Here is a 17,080-nt window from a genome sequence, read left to right on the forward strand (position 1 = left end):
GGGCGGCAGTTCCGACGGGCGGGCCTGCGGGTCGTGGCGGGCCGGCGCGCCCGTCCAGCACTGCCCGGCCGGCACCCGCGTCCCGCGCGGCAGCGACGACAAGCCGCCCAGCCGGGCGCCCCGCCCCATGGCCACGTCGCCCTGGAGCACGGCGTAGGAGCCGATGTAGGCCTCGTCCTCCAGCGTGATCGGCGCCACTTCCCAGACGTCGCCCCGCACCGAGAAATTCTCCAGGTTCACGGCCGCGCCGATGCTGACGCCGTCGCCCACCGCCAGCAGGTCGGGCGCGCGCACGGAGATGCGGCCGATGGCCGCGTCGCGGCCGATCCGCGCGCCCAGCGCGCGCAGGTACCAGACCTGCAGCGGCGAACCGGCCAGCAGGTGGGCCGGCGGAATGTCCAGGATCCGGTCCACCAGCCACCAGCGGTAGAACGTCCAGCCGTAGAGCGGGTAGCGCCCCGCTCGCAGGCGCCCGAGGATGGCCCACTTGCACGCCACGGCCACGCCGAAGCTCAGCAGGTTGCAGGCGAGGTAGCTGGCGATGGACAGGGCCACGGCGCGCCAGACCGAATCGCCCTCGTCGCCCGTCCAATAGTGATAGGTGAAGAATGGCGTCAGCCAGATCAGCATGCGCACGCCGATCAGCAGCGGCAAGGCGGCCAGCTGCGCCATGCCGCAAGTCCAGCGCCGCCAGCGCGGCGGCGCCGGCGGTATGTCGGCGGAGGCCTCGGCCTGGGCCTCGGCCCGGGTCTCGGCCTGAGTTCCGGCCGGGGCCAGCGCGTCCATCCGGGTCGCCAGCGCGCCCAGCTCCGGGTGCTGATACAACTCGTGCATCGTGAGCGCGGCGTAGCGCGGATGCTTGCGCAGCGACGACACCAGCCGCGCCGCCAGCAGCGAATGGCCGCCCAGGTCGCGGAAGAAATCGCTGGCCAGGCGCAGGGGCTGCCCGGGGAACAAGGGGCGCAGCGCCTCGAAGAGCGCCTGCGCGCCAGGCGTGGCGGGCGCATCGTCTTCCGCGCCGGGTCCGCCGGCGGCGGCCTCCAGTTCCCGCGCCTTGAGCGCCTTGCGGTCGATCTTGCCCGACGTCAGGCGCGGCACCTCGGCCGTCGATTCGAAGCGGGCCGGAATCATATAGGCGGGCAGATCCGCCGCCAGCGCGCTTCGCAGCGCGTGCGCATCGAGCCGGACGTCGCCTTCCGGCGCCACGAAGGCGACCAGCTGCTCGATGCCGGCCAGGTCGCGCAGCACCACGGCGGCCGCGCCCACGCCGGGCTGGCGGTACAGCGCCGCCTCGATCTCGCCCAGTTCGACGCGGAACCCCCGAACCTTGACCTGGTCGTCGCTGCGGCCCAGGCAGACGATCCGCCCCGCGTCGTCGATGCGGGCCAGATCGCCGCTGCGGTACATCCGGGTGTCGTGATCGCCGCCGGGGCGGGGGTTGGCCAGGAACTTCTCGGCCGTCAGCTCAGGCCGTCCCAGGTAGCCGTCCGCCACGCCCGGGCCGGTGATGCACAGCTCGCCCACCTGCCCCTGGGGCAGCACCGAACCGTCTTCGCCCCGGATCAGCATGCCGTAGTTGGGCAGGGGCGCGCCTATCGTCACCGGCTCGCCAGGAAACAGCTCGGCCAGGCTGGCCGACACCGTGGTCTCGGTGGGGCCATAGGTGTTGAAGAGCCGACGTCCGGGCGTCGCCCAGCGCCGTGCCAGGAAATCCGGACAGGCCTCGCCGCCCAGGTTCACGATGCGCAGTCCGGGCACGTCGTGCGCGAACAGGGCGAGCAGCGTCGGCACCGCGTGCAGCACCGTGACGCCTTCGCGCGCGAGCGCCAGCGGCAGCGCTTCCGGATCGGTCGTCAGCATCTTGGGCGCGACCCACAAGGCCGCGCCCGCGAGGTAGCTGATCCAGATTTCCTCGAACGACATGTCGAAGGCCACGGAAAAGCCCTGGTAGACCTTGTCGCCGTGGCGCACGCCGAGCACCTCGTTCTCGCTGCGCAGGAAATGGCAGATGCTGGCATGGCTGATGGCCACGCCCTTGGGTTTGCCGGTGGAGCCGGAGGTATAGATCACGTACGCGGGATGCGTGGGCAGCAGCCCTTCCCTCGCGCGCAGCGGCCCTTCCACGGGATCGGACAGCTGCCAGGGCGTCCAGGTCTCCAGCCCGTCGAGCCGGACGTCGCCGCCGGCGATCAGGCCTTGGGCGCCCGCGTCCAGCAGGCAGTCGCGCATGCGGTCGGGGGGCGTATCGGATTCGAAGGGCAGCCAGGCGGCGCCCGCCTTGGCGATGGCGGCCTGCATCGCCAGCAGTTCGGCCCCACGCGGCAGGCACAGGCCCACGACCTGCCCGGGCCGCACGCCCGCCTGGATCAGGTGGTGCGCGGCCAGGTCGGCGCGCTGGCCCAGCATGTCGTAAGTGAGGATCTGATCCTGCCAGTGAATGGCGATGGCGGCGGGATGCCGGCGGATCGTGGCTTCGAGAATATCGGGCAGCGTTTCGGCACGCAGCAGGTCCGCCCGATAAGGGCCGTGGAGAATCATGTGAGCGGCAACGATCCGGCAAGGAGGATTTTTTGCCTATGGACCGGCGCCGCGCCATTTCGTTCAAGCGGCCGAAAAAAAAAGTGCCCCCTCAGGGGCACTCCGCGCCGGCGCCGCGGAGCTGCCGCTCCGCGCGCCCGGGATCAGGCGGCTTCGCGCAGCGCGCGGGCCGCTTGCACCATGCCGATGAGCGCGGCTTCGGTTTCAGGCCAGGCGCGTGTCTTCAGGCCGCAGTCAGGATTGACCCAGAGACGTTCCTTGGGCAGGCGGGCGGCCGCCTTTTCCATCAAACCGACCATCCAGTCCACGTCGGGCACGTTCGGCGAATGGATGTCGTACACGCCGGGACCGATATCGTTCGGGTAGCGGAAGTCTTCGAAGGCCTTGAGCAACTCCATGTTGGAGCGCGAGGTTTCGATGGTGATCACGTCCGCATCCATCGCCGCGATGGACTCGATGATGTCGTTGAACTCCGAATAGCACATGTGGGTGTGGATCTGCGTTTCATCGCGAACGCCGGCGGTCGACAGGCGGAAGCAATCCACGGCCCAGGCCAGGTATGCCTGCCAGTCGGCGCGGCGCAGCGGCAGGCCTTCCCGGATGGCGGGCTCGTCGATCTGGATGACGCCGATGCCCGCCGCCTCCAGGTCCACGACTTCGTCGCGCAACGCCAGCGCCAGTTGGCGGCAGGTCTGTTCGCGCGGCTGGTCGTCGCGCACGAAGGACCACTGCAGAATCGTGACCGGACCGGTCAGCATGCCCTTGACGGGCTTGTCCGTCAGCGACTGCGCGTAGGACGACCAGCCCACGGTCATCGGCGCCGGGCGGGCCACGTCGCCGAAGATGATCGGCGGCTTGACGCAGCGCGAGCCGTAGCTTTGCACCCAGCCGTTCTTGGTGAAGGCGAAGCCGGCCAACAGCTCGCCGAAGTACTCGACCATGTCGTTGCGCTCGGGCTCGCCGTGCACCAGCACGTCCAGCCCCACCTTCTCCTGGAAGCGGATCACTTCCTCGATTTCCTTGCGGATGGCCGATTCGTAGGCAGAGTCGGTCAGGGCGCCGGCCTTCCAGTCGCGGCGCAGCGCGCGGATTTCCGCGGTCTGCGGGAATGAGCCGATCGTCGTGGTCGGATAGGCGGGCAGGCCGAGTTGCGCCTGCTGGCTGGCGATGCGGCCAGCGAACGGCGCGCGGTCGCGAGACACGCCGGCGGCGGCGGCCATGCGCTGGCCGACCACCGGATTGTGGATGCGGGCCGACGAGCGGCGGGAGGCGAGCGCGGCGCGCTGGGCAGCCAGCCCGGCCTGGACCGAGGCGTCGGCGGCGTTGTCCAGCGCGCGGCCCAGCAGACTCAGTTCGTCCAGCTTCTGCGCGGCGAACGACAACCAGCTCTTGAGCTCGGCATCCAGTTCGGTTTCGTGGGCCAGGTCCACCGGCACGTGCAGCAGCGAGCACGACGGGGCCAGCCACAGGCGATCGCCCAGTTGCTGCTTGATCGGCGCCAGCGTGGCGATGGCGGCGTCGAGATCGGTGCGCCAGACATTGCGGCCGTTGATGACGCCGGCCGACAGCACCTGGTCCCCGCGCAGGCCTGAAACCACCTCGGCCAGTTGCTCGGGCGCGCGGACCAGGTCCACGTGCAGGCCGGCCACGTCCAGGCCCAGCGCCGTCGGCAGGTTGTCCCTCAAGCCGTCGAAATAGGTGGCCACGAGCAGCTTGACCGGGTTGGCGGACAAGGTGGCATAGGCCTCGCGAAAGGCGTCGCGCCAGGCTTGCGGCAGATCCAGCGCCAGGATGGGCTCATCGATCTGCACCCATTGCACGCCAAGCTTGGCGCAGCGCGCCAGCACTTCCTGGTAGACGGGCAGCAGCGCGGCCAGCAATTGCAGCTTGCCGGCATCGGCGGCGCCCTCGGCGTAGGCGTCGCCCTTGCCCAGGTACAGCCAGGTCAAGGGACCGGGAATGACGGGCTTGACGGCGTACCCCAGCGCCTGCGCCTCCTGGATCTGCTCGAACAGCGATTCGCGGGCGATGCGGAAGGTCTGGCCCGGCACCAGCTCCGGCACGATGTAGTGGTAGTTGGTATCGAACCACTTGGTCATTTCGCAGGCGGCGGCGGGCTTGCCCGACGGCGCGCGGCCGCGGCCCATGCGGAACAGCGTGTCCAGCGACACGGCTTCGCCGTCCTTCTGGCCGAAGCGCGCGGGCACCGCGCCCAGCAGCGTGGTCCATTCCAGGATCTGGTCGTACCAGGCGAAATCACCGGCGGGCACGAACTTCAGGCCGGCGTCGGCCTGCAGCTTCCAGTGCCGGGCACGCAGTTCGCGGCCGGTCCGCTCCAACGCTTCAGCGGTTTGCTTGCCGGCCCAATAGGCCTCGACGGCGCGCTTCAATTCACGCTGGGCGCCGATGCGGGGGAACCCCAGGTTATGAATAATAGTCATGGAAATACCGCCGTTAGACAAAATCTGTTCACGTGACGGTTATTCTGACGCCAAATCAACATGAATCAAAATCAATGTCTACATCCATAACATGAGCATATCTCATAGAATACAAGCTCATTCTCCCATGCCTGGATTCCCATGCTCGAAATCCGCCATCTAGAGACGCTGACGGCGATCCGTGAAGGCGGCAGCCTGCAAGAGGCCGCCGAACGCCTGCACCTGACCCAGTCCGCGCTGTCGCATCAGTTGCGCGACCTCGAAACCCGGCTGGGCACGCCCCTGCTGAACCGCCGCACCCGGCCCGCGCGCCTGACCACCGCCGGCCTGCGCGTGCTGGCGCTGGCCGACGAAGTGCTGCCCCGCATCCGCTCGACCGAACGCGATCTCCAGCGGCTGGCCGCCGGGCGCACGGGGCGGCTGCACCTGGCCATCGACTGCCATTCCTGCTTTCAGTGGCTGATGCCGGCCCTGGACGCCTTCCGCGTCCAATGGCCCGATGTGGCGCTGGACCTGTCGGCCGCGTTCTCGTTCGCTCCCCTGCCCGCGCTGGTGCGCGGCGACCTGGACCTCGTCATCACCTCGGACCCGCAGCCGCTGGACGCCGTCGAATACCTGCCGCTGTTCAAGTACGAGCTGGTGCTGGCCGTGTCCGACGCCAACCCGCTGTCCGGCAGCAAATTCATCCTGCCCGGACAGCTGGCCGACCAGACGCTCATCACCTACCCGGTGGATAAACAGCGCCTGGACATCTTCACGGCCTTCCTGGACCCGGCCGACGTGGAGCCGGCCGCCGTGCGCAAGGCCGAACTGACGCCGATCATCGCGCAGTTGGTGGCCAGCAACCGGGGCGTGGCCGCGCTGCCCAACTGGGCGTTGACGGAATACATGAACCAGGGATGGCTGCGCCTGTGCCGGCTGGGGCCGCAAGGCGTGTGGCGCACGCTGTACGCCACGGTGCGCAGCGAAGACACGGACGCGTCGTACATCGACGAATTCCTGAGCATCACCCGCGACGTCTGCTTCAAGACGCTGTCGGGGATCAAGTCGGCGAAATAGGCGGGCCGGCGGCAGGCGCGCTCAGTCCTCGTCGCCTTCGCCCAGGATGCGGCGGATCACGTCGTGCGCGAAGCCGCGGCTGGCCAGGAAGCGGGCCTGCTTGGCGTAGGCCGCGCGGTCTTCCGGCTTGGCATGGAAGCGCTTCTTCCAGACTTCCAGCGCGCGGTCGTACTCCGTGGCCCGCAGTTGGTCGCGCAATTCGGCGACCTGGTTGTCGTCCACGCCGTGCTGGCGCAGCTCCTGGACGATGCGCGCCGTGCCCTGGCGCGAGGCGCGCCGATGCACCAGCCCCTGGGCGAAACGTTCGTTGGACAGCCAGCCCTCTTTCTCCAGGGCATCGAGCACGGCCTCGACTTCGGCGGGATCTTCCGCATGGGCGGCGAGTTTGCGGGCCAGTTCGCCGCGGGCGTGCTCGCGCCGCGACAGATAGCCCACGGCGCGCATTTTCAACGAGGGCCCGCTGCGCGCGGGCTTGCCTGCGGCGGCGTCATCGGGGCCGCCCGCGAAGCCGGCGCTTGCGGCGGCGGCCCGGCGGCCGCGGCCAGCGCTCCGCTCCTCGGAGCTGCGCCGCCATTGCCCTTCGGCCTCCGCGGCCGAGGCTTCGCCGCCCTCGCGCCGGGCGTCCGACGTGCGGCGCAGGCCCTCGGGCCTGGCGACGGTTTCGAACTCGTCATCCAGCTTGGCGCGAAGACGATCGGCTGACGCGTGGGGCGGTTTCCAGCTCATGCGTTTCCTGCTTGCTATGCATAACGGCAGGCCCATCCTGGCGCCTGCCGCGATTCACCAGGCCGGGCCCGGACCTGCCGCGCCCTGTTGCGGCGGGCCCTGAACGAGGGCCCGCCAGCCCCCGGGCTTATTCGGCGGTGTCTTCCGCCGTGGGCACGAATTCAGCGGCGCGGCTGACGATGCCCTGGTTCTCGCGCACGCGGTTCTCGATCTCGATGGCCATGTCCTTGTGCTCTTTCAGGTACTCGCGGACATTGTCCTTGCCCTGGCCGATGCGGTTGCCGTTGTAGCTGTACCACGCGCCGGACTTGTCCACCACGTTGGCGGCCACGCCCAGATCGATGATCTCGCCTTCGCGCGAAATGCCGGCGCCGTACATGATGTCGAACTCGGCCTGCTTGAACGGCGGGGCCACCTTGTTCTTCACGACCTTGACGCGGGTTTCGTTGCCCACGACTTCGTCGCCCTTCTTGATCGAGCCGATGCGGCGGATGTCCAGGCGCACCGATGCGTAGAACTTGAGCGCGTTGCCGCCGGTGGTGGTTTCCGGGTTGCCGAACATCACGCCGATCTTCATGCGGATCTGGTTGATGAAGATGACCATGCAATTGGTCTTCTTGATGGTGGCGGTCAGCTTGCGCAGCGCCTGGCTCATCAGGCGGGCCTGCAGGCCGGGCAACGAATCGCCCATCTCGCCTTCGATTTCGGCCTTGGGCACCAGCGCGGCCACCGAGTCGACGACGATCAGGTCGACGGAACCCGAGCGCACCAGCGCGTCGGTGATTTCCAGGGCCTGTTCGCCGGTATCCGGCTGCGAGATCAGCAGGTCGGCCAGGTTCACGCCCAGCTTGGAGGCGTATTGCACGTCCAGCGCGTGTTCGGCGTCGACGAAGGCGCAAGTGCCGCCCAGCTTCTGCATTTCAGCGACCACCTGCAGGGTCAGCGTGGTCTTGCCCGAGGATTCCGGACCGTAGATTTCGACCACGCGGCCGCGCGGCAGGCCGCCGACGCCCAGCGCGATGTCCAGCCCCAGGGAACCCGTGGAAACCACCTGGATGTCGTGCGAGACTTCGTTGTCGCCGTAGCGCATGATCGAGCCCTTGCCGAACTGCTTTTCGATCTGCGAAAGCGCGGCGGCAAGTGCCTTGGCCTTTTCCGATGCGGCGGCCTTGGTGGTTTTGTCGTCCATGTAGAGTCCTGTCTGTAACGTATCTGGGTGTCGAAGGGGATTGCGCGCGCGGCGTGCCCGGCGGGCCTGGTCTGGCGGGTGCTTTGAGCTACGGATCAGATTATGGCATCGGATTATACTGTACAAAAAACCAGTGTGCCACTGTTTTGCACGTATACCCTGAGTGGCAAGCGGGGCGCCATATGCCAGAATCCAGAGCGAGCCCGGCGTTTCGTCCCCGTACCGCCGCCGGACCGCCCCCAGCCATCGCGCTTCCCCCCGGGGGGCGGCAAGCGCGCAAAGCGCGCGCGGCGCGGGATCATCTTCTACTGTAGCCCATGCGTATCCTGATCGCCGAAGACGACAGCATTCTGGCCGACGGCCTGTCCCGCTCGTTGCGCCACAATGGCTACGCCGTGGATGCCGTGCGCGACGGGCTGGCCGCCGATTCGGCGCTGGCGGCCCAGGCATTCGACCTCCTCATCCTCGACCTCGGCCTGCCGCAGCTGGCCGGGCTGGAAGTGCTGCGCCGCCTGCGCGCCCGCAACTCCGCCCTGCCCGTGCTCATCCTGACGGCCGCCGACAGCATCGAACAACGCGTCAAGGGCCTGGACCTGGGCGCCGACGACTACATGGCCAAGCCCTTCGCGCTGTCGGAACTCGAAGCCCGAGTGCGGGCGCTGACCCGGCGCGGCGCCGGCGGCGGCGCAACCTTGCTCAAGCACGGCCGGCTGCTGTTCGACCAGACCGGCCGGGTGGCCATGGTGGACGACCAGACTTTGGACCTGTCGGCCCGCGAGGTCAGCCTGCTCGAAATCCTCCTGACCCGCAGCGGCCGCATGGTCAGCAAGACCCAGCTCGTCGACCACCTCTGCGAATGGGGCGAGGAAGTCAGCACCAACGCCATCGAGGTCTACGTCCACCGCCTGCGCAAGAAGCTGGAGCCCAGCGGCGTGAAGATCGTGACCGTGCGCGGCCTGGGCTACTGTCTTGAACGAGACCAGGGTGCGGCGTACCTCGCAAGCTGAACCCGCGCATCCGGAGGCGCTCAACCAGGAAGCACTGGATGTCATGCAGGCCGGGTCCAAGGGCCCGAGCTTCGCGCCGCCGCAGCGGTCCCTGCTGGGCGAAATCCTCGACTGGATGCTGGCGCCCCTGTTCCTGTTGTGGCCGATGAGCGTCGCCATCACCTACGTGGTGGCGCAGAACATCGCCAACGTGCCTTACGACCGCGCGCTGGCCAACAATCTCCACGTGCTGACCCGGCAGGTCCATGCCCAGGACGGGCGCGCGGTGCTGAGGATGTCGGACGCCGCACGCGATGTGCTGCACGCCGACGAAACCGATAGCGTGTTCTGGCTGGCGCTGGGCAGCCGCGGCGAATACCTGGGCGGCGACCGCGCGCTGCCCCTGCCCTCCACCGTGGGCCAGCCCCGGCCCGGCGAAGTGCAGTACGAGGACGCCACGCTGCGCGGCTTCGGGATACGGCTGGCCTTCACCTGGGTGGACCTGCACCTGCCGAACACGCAGCCCGCGCTGCTGATCGCCGCCGAGACGGTCGAAAAGCGCACGCAGCTGGCCAACGACATCATCAAGGGCGTGATCATTCCGCAGTTCGTGGTGCTGCCCATCGCGGTGCTGCTGGTGTGGTTCGGCCTGTCGCGCGGCGTCGCCCCGTTGAACGCGCTCCAGCAGCGCCTGCGCGCGCGCCGGCCCGACGACCTCTCCCCCATCGACGAGCGCGCCGCGCCATCCGAGATCGCGCCGCTGGTGGCCGCCATGAACGACCTGCTGGACCGCCTGTCCTCCAACGTGCAGGCGCAGCGCCGCTTCGTCGCCGACGCGGCGCACCAGCTGAAGACGCCGCTGGCCGGCCTGCGCACGCAGGCCGAACTGGCGCTGCGCGACGCCAGCCCCGAGGAAATGCAGTCCAGCCTGCGCCAGCTCGTGACCGGCTCGGAACGCGCGACGCGCCTCGTGAACCAGCTGCTGCTGCTGGCCCGCGCCGAAAACCCCAGCGCCATCGGGCTGGCCCGCACCGACATCAACGCCATCGCCTACGAGCAGGCCATGCACTGGGTGCCGCAAGCCCTGTCGCTCAACACCGACCTGGGCTTCGAAGGCGCGGACGCGCCCGTGGAGATCAACGGCAACCCCTTGCTGCTGGCCGAGCTCCTGAACAATCTCGTGGACAACGCGCTGCGCTACACGCCGCGCGGCGGCCACATCACGGTGCGCGTGCAGGCCTTGCAGGGCCGCGCCGTGCTGGAGGTCGAGGATTCCGGCCCCGGCATTCCGCCCGAAGAACGCGAGCGCGTGTTCGACCGCTTCTACCGCGTGCTCGGCACCCTGTCCGACGGCAGCGGGCTGGGGCTGGCCATCGTGCGCGAGATCGCGCAGAAGCACCAGGCCAGCGTCGAAATCCACGACCATCCCACGGCGCATTCGTCGCTGCCCGGCATGCGCGTGCGTGTCGTTTTCCCCCTCTACGCCGAATCGCCGGAACCCGTGGACAGCTAGGACTATCCCTAGTTCTCCCAGGGAAAGAAACATACTGTTTCAATTTTAAGATTCAAGTAAGGATCCCGTCAGAACCTCGTCAGCCTCGCCCCCCAATGTTGCGTATAGCTCTCGGTGTCGGTGTCGCCGGCGGAGGGCGGTGCACGGCGGACCACCGTCGGCAACAAAAACGAGGAGACATCATGAGCACAACAACCATGGCAGGCCGCGGCCCCTCCGCGGATCCGCGCCCGATGACCAAGGATGAGCGCCGCGTCATCTTTGCGTCATCGCTGGGAACGGTTTTCGAGTGGTACGACTTTTATCTCTACGGCTCGCTCGCGGCCATCATCGCACAGCACTTTTTCTCCGGCGTGAACCCCACCGCGGGCTTCATCTTCGCGCTGCTGGCCTTCGCGGCGGGTTTTGCCGTGCGGCCCTTCGGCGCGCTGGTGTTCGGCCGCCTGGGCGACCTCGTCGGCCGCAAGTACACGTTCCTGGTCACGATCGTGATCATGGGCCTGTCCACCTTCCTCGTCGGGGTCCTGCCCAGCTACGCCAGCATCGGCCTGGCCGCGCCCGCCATCCTGATCGTCCTGCGCCTGCTGCAAGGCCTGGCGCTGGGCGGCGAGTACGGCGGCGCCGCGACCTATGTGGCCGAGCACGCGCCGCATGGCCGCCGCGGCTTCTATACGTCCTGGATCCAGACCACCGCGACCCTGGGCCTGTTCCTGTCGCTGCTGGTCATCCTCGGCATCCGCACGTTCATGGGCGAAGACGACTTCAAGGCCTGGGGCTGGCGCATTCCGTTCCTGATCTCGGTCGTCCTGCTGGGCATCTCGGTGTGGATCCGCCTGCAACTGAGCGAATCGCCCACCTTCAAGCGCATGAAGGAAGAAGGCAAGGGTTCCAAAGCCCCGATCGCCGAATCCTTCGGCCAGTGGAAGAACCTGAAGGTCGTGATCCTGGCCTTGCTGGGCCTGACCGCCGGCCAGGCCGTGGTCTGGTACACCGGCCAGTTCTACGCCCTGTTCTTCCTGACGCAGACGCTGAAGGTCGACGCGAACACCGCCAACATCATGATCGCGCTCGCGCTGCTGATCGGCACGCCGTTCTTCGTGATCTTCGGCGCGCTGTCGGACAAGATCGGCCGCAAGCCCATCATCATGGCGGGCTGCCTGATCGCCGCCGTCACCTACTTCCCGCTCTTCCAGGGTCTCACGCACTTCGCCAACCCCGCGCTGGAGAAGGCCCAGGCCACGGCGCCCGTCACGGTGATCGCGGACCCGGCCACCTGCTCGTTCCAGTTCAACCCCGTGGGCACCTCGTCGTTCACCAGCTCCTGCGACGTGGTCAAGTCGTTCATGGCGCGCAACTCGGTGAACTACAAGAACGAAGCCGCTCCGGCGGGCTCGGTCGCCAAGGTCAAGATCGGCAATGACGAGTTCGCCTCGTTCGACGGCAAGGCCATGGCTCCGGCCGACTTCAAGGCCAAGGCCGCGGAACTGGACAAGGCGCTCACCGGCGCGATCCGCAGCCACGGCTACCCCGCCAAGGCCGATCCCGCGCAGACCAACAACGTCATGGTCGTGGTGCTGCTGACCATCCTGGTGATCTACGTGACCATGGTGTACGGCCCGATCGCCGCCATGCTGGTGGAAATGTTCCCGACGCGCATCCGCTACACGTCGATGAGCCTGCCCTACCACATCGGCAACGGCTGGTTCGGCGGCTTCCTGCCCCCGGTGGCCTTCGCGGTGGTTGCCGCAACCGGCAACATCTACGACGGCCTGTGGTACCCGATCATCATCGCGGTCATGACCCTGGTCATCGGCACGCTGTTCGTGCGCGAAACCAAGGACAACGACATCAACGCCTAACCTTCCATCCCCCGCCGGACGGGACTGCTGCGCCCGCCCGGCCTTTCAAAGCTCCTCTGGGAGCTTTTTTTTTGCCCGCGCAATGCGTTTGCCACCCGTCGAGGACGCGGCCCGACGGCGAGGCAGGCTTTTCCGTGAAGCGACTTGCGGGTCGCCACGAGGCAGATCAATGTATTTCGCGGATTCAGGACCATGTCAGACCCTGGACATTAGACTGGGCGCTCAGATTACGGCCTTGCGCCAGATCGGACGACGATTGATCCCCCTGTCGGACGATTGCAGGGCCAGTGTTCTGACACCGATACCGCGTTCCCCGCGAGCCTTTTATGACGCGGTATTGTGTGCTCCCGTACCGGCCCGGCCTTTATTGAGCCGGGCCGCTTTTTTTTGTGCCTGCCGTGGGGTCCGGCAAACGCAAGAATGGCGACCGCGAGGCGGTCGCCATTCTCGGGCCCGCCGGCCGGCGGTATCAGCGGCGCATGCCCACGCCGATCGCCACCACGCCCGCCACGATGGCCGCGATGCCGGCCCAGGCGGGGATCGCCACCGACTTCTCGGTTTCGGCGGTAGCCTTCACCGATCCGATCTGCAGCACGGTCTCCTCGGATTTGTAGTTGAAGCCCTTGTAGGCCAGGGCGGCGATGCCCAGGACGATCAGGATGATGCCAACGATCTTCATTTGTTATCTCCACTTCGACGTTGCTGCCGCGGACAGTAGCGCATAGGGCGGCCGGTGTCAGTGACAGAAGGTGTCGCATCGCGCTGCCGTATTGCAACACTTCGGCTATGCCTGCGCGTCGTATAGAATCACCCCTTTTGGCCGACGCTCATGTGGTTCAAGAATCTCAAGATTTATCGCCTCTCCTCGCCGTGGACGCTGGTCGGCGACCAGCTTGAAGAAACGCTGGCGCGGCACGCCTACCAGTCCGGCAACAACCTGGAAATGCAAAGCCTGGGTTGGGTCCCGCCGCGTGAAAACGGCGGGCTGGCCCATGTGGTCAATGGACAGATCCTGCTCAGCCTGCGCGCCGAAAAGAAACTCCTGCCCGGCACCGTCGTGAACCAGGTCGCCAAGGCGCGCGCCCAGGAAATCGAAGAGCAGCAGGGCTACAAGCCCGGCCGCAAGCAGATGAAGGAAATCAAGGAGCGCGTCACCGACGAACTCCTGCCGCGCGCCTTCAGCGTGTACCGCGACACCCGCGTGTGGATCGACACGCAAAACCATTGGCTCGTGGTCGATGCCGCCGCCTCGGCCAAGGCCGACGAAGTCATCGGCCTGCTGGCCAAGTGCATCGATCCCTTCCCGCTGGAAAACCTGTACGTGGCGCAATCGCCCGCCTCGGCCATGACCGGCTGGCTGGCCGAAGACGAAGCGCCGTCGAATTTCTCCATCGACCAGGACACCGAACTGCGTTCGTCGGGTGAAAGCGGCGCGGCCATCCGCTACGTCAAGCACTCGATCGACGCCGACGACGTCCGCCGTCACATCCAGTCGGGCAAGCAGTGCACCCGCCTGGCCATGACCTGGGCCGACCGCGTGTCGTTCGTACTGACCGAAGGCCTGGACATCAAGCGCGTCGCGCCGCTGGACGTGCTGAAGGAAGGCAACGAAAGCATGGCCTCCAACGACGACGAGAAGTTCGATTCCGACATGATGCTGATGACGGGCGAGCTGGCCAAGATGATGGCCGAGCTGGTCGAAGCCCTGGGCGGCGAAAAGAAGGTCTAAGCCCCGGCAGGCGAGGCGGCCGCCCTGCCCGCCGCGCCCCAAATGAAAACGCCCCGTCGGGGCGTTTTCATTTTTCGCGGGCCGCGGGCCGCGGCTACGCCGCCTCGCTGCGGTCGCGGCCGGCCTGCTTGGCCCGGTAGAGCGCCTTGTCGGCGCGATCGATGAGGTAGGCGTAGTCCGGGTGTCCGTCGAACGTGGCCACGCCGATGCTGGCCGTGATGTGCTGCGGGCCGGCCTCGGCAATGGAGAACACGTGGCGCCGGATCTCGGCGCCCAGTTTCTGCGCCGCGGCCAGCGCGGCATCGCGGCCCGCATCCACCAGCACCACCAGGAATTCCTCGCCGCCGTAGCGGAAGACGAAGTCGCTGGAGCGGCACGACTGGTGCAGCACCTCGGCGAACTGCCGCAGCACCTGGTCGCCGCCGGAGTGGCCGTGCTCGTCGTTGATGGCCTTGAAATGGTCGATGTCCAGCAGCAGCACCGAAAATTCGCTGCGCTGCCGGCGCGCGATCGAGATTTCACGCCCGACCACCGACGGCAGGAAGCGCCGGTTCAGCACGTTGGTCAGCGGGTCGCTGCCGCTCTCGATCTCGGCCACCATGTCGAACAGCCCGTTGAGCAGGTGCTTGATGCGCGCCACCAGTTCCTGCAGCTCGCGCACGTGGTCCGGCATGGAGGACGCCTGGCCCTGCGCCTCGTCGCGCATCAACTGCGGCAAGACCTCCTGGTCCAGCCGCGCGACGGCCTCGGTGATCTGGAGCAGCGCCGGCGCGCTCTCGAACATCGCTCCGCCCTTGTGCTGCAGCCACAACCCGAACTCGGAGGCCGCCAGCCGCGGCAAGGACTGCCCGGGCGCGCGGTAGTGCAGGCCGATCAGCACGGCCTGGCTCCATTCCAGCAGCGCGGCGCGTTGCCGCTCGCGTTCGGTGGAAATGTTCTGCCCCAGCGCGAAGAGCCGGTAGGCCTCGTCGTTGCGCGCGCCGCGGCTGATGTCGCGCATGAACGCGCGGCTCATCTGCTCGACGGCCAGGTCGAACAGGTTGCACACGTACTGGGTCGCCACGGACGCGGCGATGCCGTCCAGGTCGCTGGCGCGCAGGCGCATCGCGATTTCGTTCTTGAGGATGCGCGCCCCGGTCATCACCAGGTGCATGGGAATATGGACGCGGGCGTGCACTTCGCCCACCTTCTTCTGCGTGGCCATCAGGGCGCCGATGTCGCCCTGGTCGCGCACGCACAGCAGCCCCTTGAGCCACCGGGTCATGCCGCTGTGGAGGCGGCTGGCCACGATTTCATGGGACAGCCGCGGCCCCGCCTCGGCATCGGCCAGCAGGACGGAATAAAAGGTATCCACCAGCTGACCGACGCTGTCGGCCACCACTGCCGCGACCTGGCCGCGGGTGTAGGCATCGACCGACCGGTAGACCGCCTCCCAGGCCTGTTCGTTGGACGCGGTCAGGTAGCACGCCGGGCCGGGTAGGCCCTCGGACTGGCCGGGGGAAGACGGGAAGCCAAGGCTGCTAGAAGACATAGATAATCCGCCCGAAGGCTCCAAGGCGTGCCTGGAGAGCGACACGCGACAAGCGACAGAAAAAGCTAGCGCGGATTATGCTTGAAAACCCCCTGCGCAGGCCGGCCAGGCGCCGCCCGCGCAGGGGTATTCGGACCTGCGTCGCGTTCAGTCCAGGCCGTGGAAGGTCGAATCGTCCGGCCCGACGTGGGACGGATGCTGCCACGTCACGTCGCGCATCGAATGCTGCACCAGGCCTTCCACGCCCAGCAGCACCGCGAAGATCGCCATGCGGATAGGGATGCCGTTGTCGGTCTGGCGGAAGATCGCCAGGCGCGGATCGTGGTTGAGATCCACGCTCAGGTCGTTCGCGCCCGGGCGGCTGTCGCGCGGCAGCGGGTGCATCACGATGGTCTCGGGGCTGCAGTAGGCGTCGATGATGGCGCGGTTGATCTGGAAATCGGGCGTGTAGCCTTCGTTCTCTTCGTTGGCGAAACGCTCCTTCTGCACCCGCGTCGCGTAGATCACGTCGGCGCCGGCCAGGCCTTCGGCCAGTGAAGTCTTCTGCTCGATCACATTGCCGTTGCGGCTGGCCTGCTCGACGATGTAGGACGGCATTTCCAGCCCCTTCGGCGACACCAGCGAGAACTTCACGTTCTTGTACAGCGCCATCAGCTTGATGAGCGAATGCACCGTGCGGCCGTACTTCAGGTCGCCGACCATGGCGATGTGGGCGCCGTCGAGCAGCTTGCCCAGGCGCGAGAACTCGGTGAGGATCGTGTACAGGTCCAGCAGGGCCTGGCTGGGGTGCTCGCCGGGGCCGTCGCCGCCGTTGACCACGGGAATATTGGTGGCGCGCGCGAATTCCGCGACCGAACCCTGGTCGGGATGGCGGATGACCATGGCATCGACGTAGCCGCTCATGACGCGGCTGGTGTCGTAGATGGATTCGCCCTTCGCCATGGACGAGAACGTGAAGCCGGTGGTGTCGCACACGGAGCCGCCCAGGCGGCAGAACGCCGAGCCGAAGCTCACGCGGGTACGGGTGCTGGCCTCGAAGAACAGGTTGCCCAGCACCGCGCCTTCCAGCACGCGCGAGACTTTCTGGCGGCGCGCGATCGGCTGCATCATGTCGGCCACGCGGAACAGGTCCTCGACCGATTCGCGCGTGAACTGGTCCACGGACAGCAACTGATGCTTGCCTTCCACGGCGATGCGGTCGCGCAAGGGGCCTTCTTGTACGCTTTGCGTATACTTTTCCAGCAAAACGCCGTTCTGCACGATTTCGCTGACGAAACGCTGCACCACTTCCGGCATGGCGCGGAATTCCTGCGACCCCTCGGGGAGCAGCCAGGTATCCAAGGCCCGCCGCTTGACCCCGATGCGGGTGGCGAACACATCGCGCGTCAGGTTCAGGCGCCGCATGGCGTCGCGCAGGAAGGCTTGCTGGGAAATGGTCATGACGGGCCCCAAAGAGGAGGATTTATATACGCAGTGCGCATATTATTCTCAACACAAACGCAAGTCCAA

The 17,080-nt window shown here is 67.3% G+C and carries 12 protein-coding genes; 5 read left to right on the forward strand and 7 right to left on the reverse strand.

Translation table 11 applies throughout. From position 1 onward, the window contains the following. The coding region (locus ADE01S_RS25365; RefSeq protein WP_156494264.1) for a non-ribosomal peptide synthetase at positions 1-2,538 on the reverse strand (2,538 nt) is incomplete at its 3' end. 143 nt (positions 2,539-2,681) lie between these two features. After that, positions 2,682-4,979 carry a 5-methyltetrahydropteroyltriglutamate--homocysteine S-methyltransferase gene (metE, locus tag ADE01S_RS25370; RefSeq protein ID WP_062684516.1) on the reverse strand — a complete coding sequence of 766 codons (2,298 nt, stop codon included), beginning with the start codon at positions 4,977-4,979 and terminating at the stop codon, positions 2,682-2,684. 141 nt (positions 4,980-5,120) lie between these two features. On the opposite strand from metE, the gene ADE01S_RS25375 reads away from it, so the two are divergent. Then, entirely contained in the window at positions 5,121-6,038 is a 918-nt protein-coding gene (locus tag ADE01S_RS25375; RefSeq protein ID WP_062684517.1) for a LysR family transcriptional regulator, read from the forward strand. Positions 6,039-6,059: 21 nt separating this feature from the next. Here ADE01S_RS25375 and recX read toward each other — a convergent pair whose 3' ends face one another. Beyond that, entirely contained in the window at positions 6,060-6,764 is a 705-nt protein-coding gene (gene recX, locus ADE01S_RS25380) for a recombination regulator RecX (protein WP_062684518.1), read from the reverse strand. Between the two features lie 127 nt (positions 6,765-6,891). Then, positions 6,892-7,953, reverse strand: a complete 1,062-nt coding sequence (gene recA, locus ADE01S_RS25385; protein WP_056322539.1) for a recombinase RecA — start codon at positions 7,951-7,953, stop codon at positions 6,892-6,894. Between the two features lie 317 nt (positions 7,954-8,270). On the opposite strand from recA, the gene ADE01S_RS25390 reads away from it, so the two are divergent. The 3 genes from ADE01S_RS25390 to ADE01S_RS25400 all read left to right on the forward strand — a co-directional run bounded on the left by ADE01S_RS25390 (position 8,271) and on the right by ADE01S_RS25400 (position 12,311). After that, a complete protein-coding gene (locus ADE01S_RS25390) occupies positions 8,271-8,960 on the forward strand; it encodes a response regulator transcription factor (protein ID WP_062684519.1) in 690 nt (229 codons plus the stop codon). A gap of 115 nt (positions 8,961-9,075) precedes the next feature. Next, entirely contained in the window at positions 9,076-10,452 is a 1,377-nt protein-coding gene (locus ADE01S_RS25395; RefSeq protein ID WP_087881479.1) for a sensor histidine kinase, read from the forward strand. A 197-nt stretch (positions 10,453-10,649) separates the two neighbouring features. Next, a complete protein-coding gene (locus ADE01S_RS25400) occupies positions 10,650-12,311 on the forward strand; it encodes an MFS transporter (protein WP_062684521.1) in 1,662 nt (553 codons plus the stop codon). A gap of 469 nt (positions 12,312-12,780) precedes the next feature. Here the strand turns inward: ADE01S_RS25400 and ADE01S_RS25405 are convergent, their stop codons facing one another. Further along, positions 12,781-12,990: a hypothetical protein gene (locus ADE01S_RS25405; protein WP_062684522.1), complete on the reverse strand. Its 210-nt coding sequence runs from the start codon at positions 12,988-12,990 to the stop codon at positions 12,781-12,783. A gap of 150 nt (positions 12,991-13,140) precedes the next feature. Between ADE01S_RS25405 and ADE01S_RS25410 the strand changes: the two genes are divergently transcribed. Further along, positions 13,141-14,040 (forward strand): recombination-associated protein RdgC, encoded by a 900-nt coding sequence (locus ADE01S_RS25410; RefSeq protein WP_062684523.1) that lies wholly within the window; start codon positions 13,141-13,143, stop codon positions 14,038-14,040. Positions 14,041-14,134: 94 nt separating this feature from the next. Here ADE01S_RS25410 and ADE01S_RS25415 read toward each other — a convergent pair whose 3' ends face one another. Together ADE01S_RS25415 and ADE01S_RS25420 are read right to left on the reverse strand one after the other, a co-directional pair. Next, entirely contained in the window at positions 14,135-15,571 is a 1,437-nt protein-coding gene (locus tag ADE01S_RS25415; protein WP_062684524.1) for a diguanylate cyclase, read from the reverse strand. A 147-nt stretch (positions 15,572-15,718) separates the two neighbouring features. Further along, positions 15,719-17,011 carry an aspartate carbamoyltransferase gene (locus tag ADE01S_RS25420; RefSeq protein WP_062684525.1) on the reverse strand — a complete coding sequence of 431 codons (1,293 nt, stop codon included), beginning with the start codon at positions 17,009-17,011 and terminating at the stop codon, positions 15,719-15,721. Between the last annotated feature and the right edge of the window lie 69 nt (positions 17,012-17,080).

Origin of the sequence: Achromobacter denitrificans NBRC 15125 (genome assembly GCF_001571365.1) — a bacterium.
GTDB classification, from domain to species: domain Bacteria; phylum Pseudomonadota; class Gammaproteobacteria; order Burkholderiales; family Burkholderiaceae_B; genus Achromobacter; species Achromobacter denitrificans.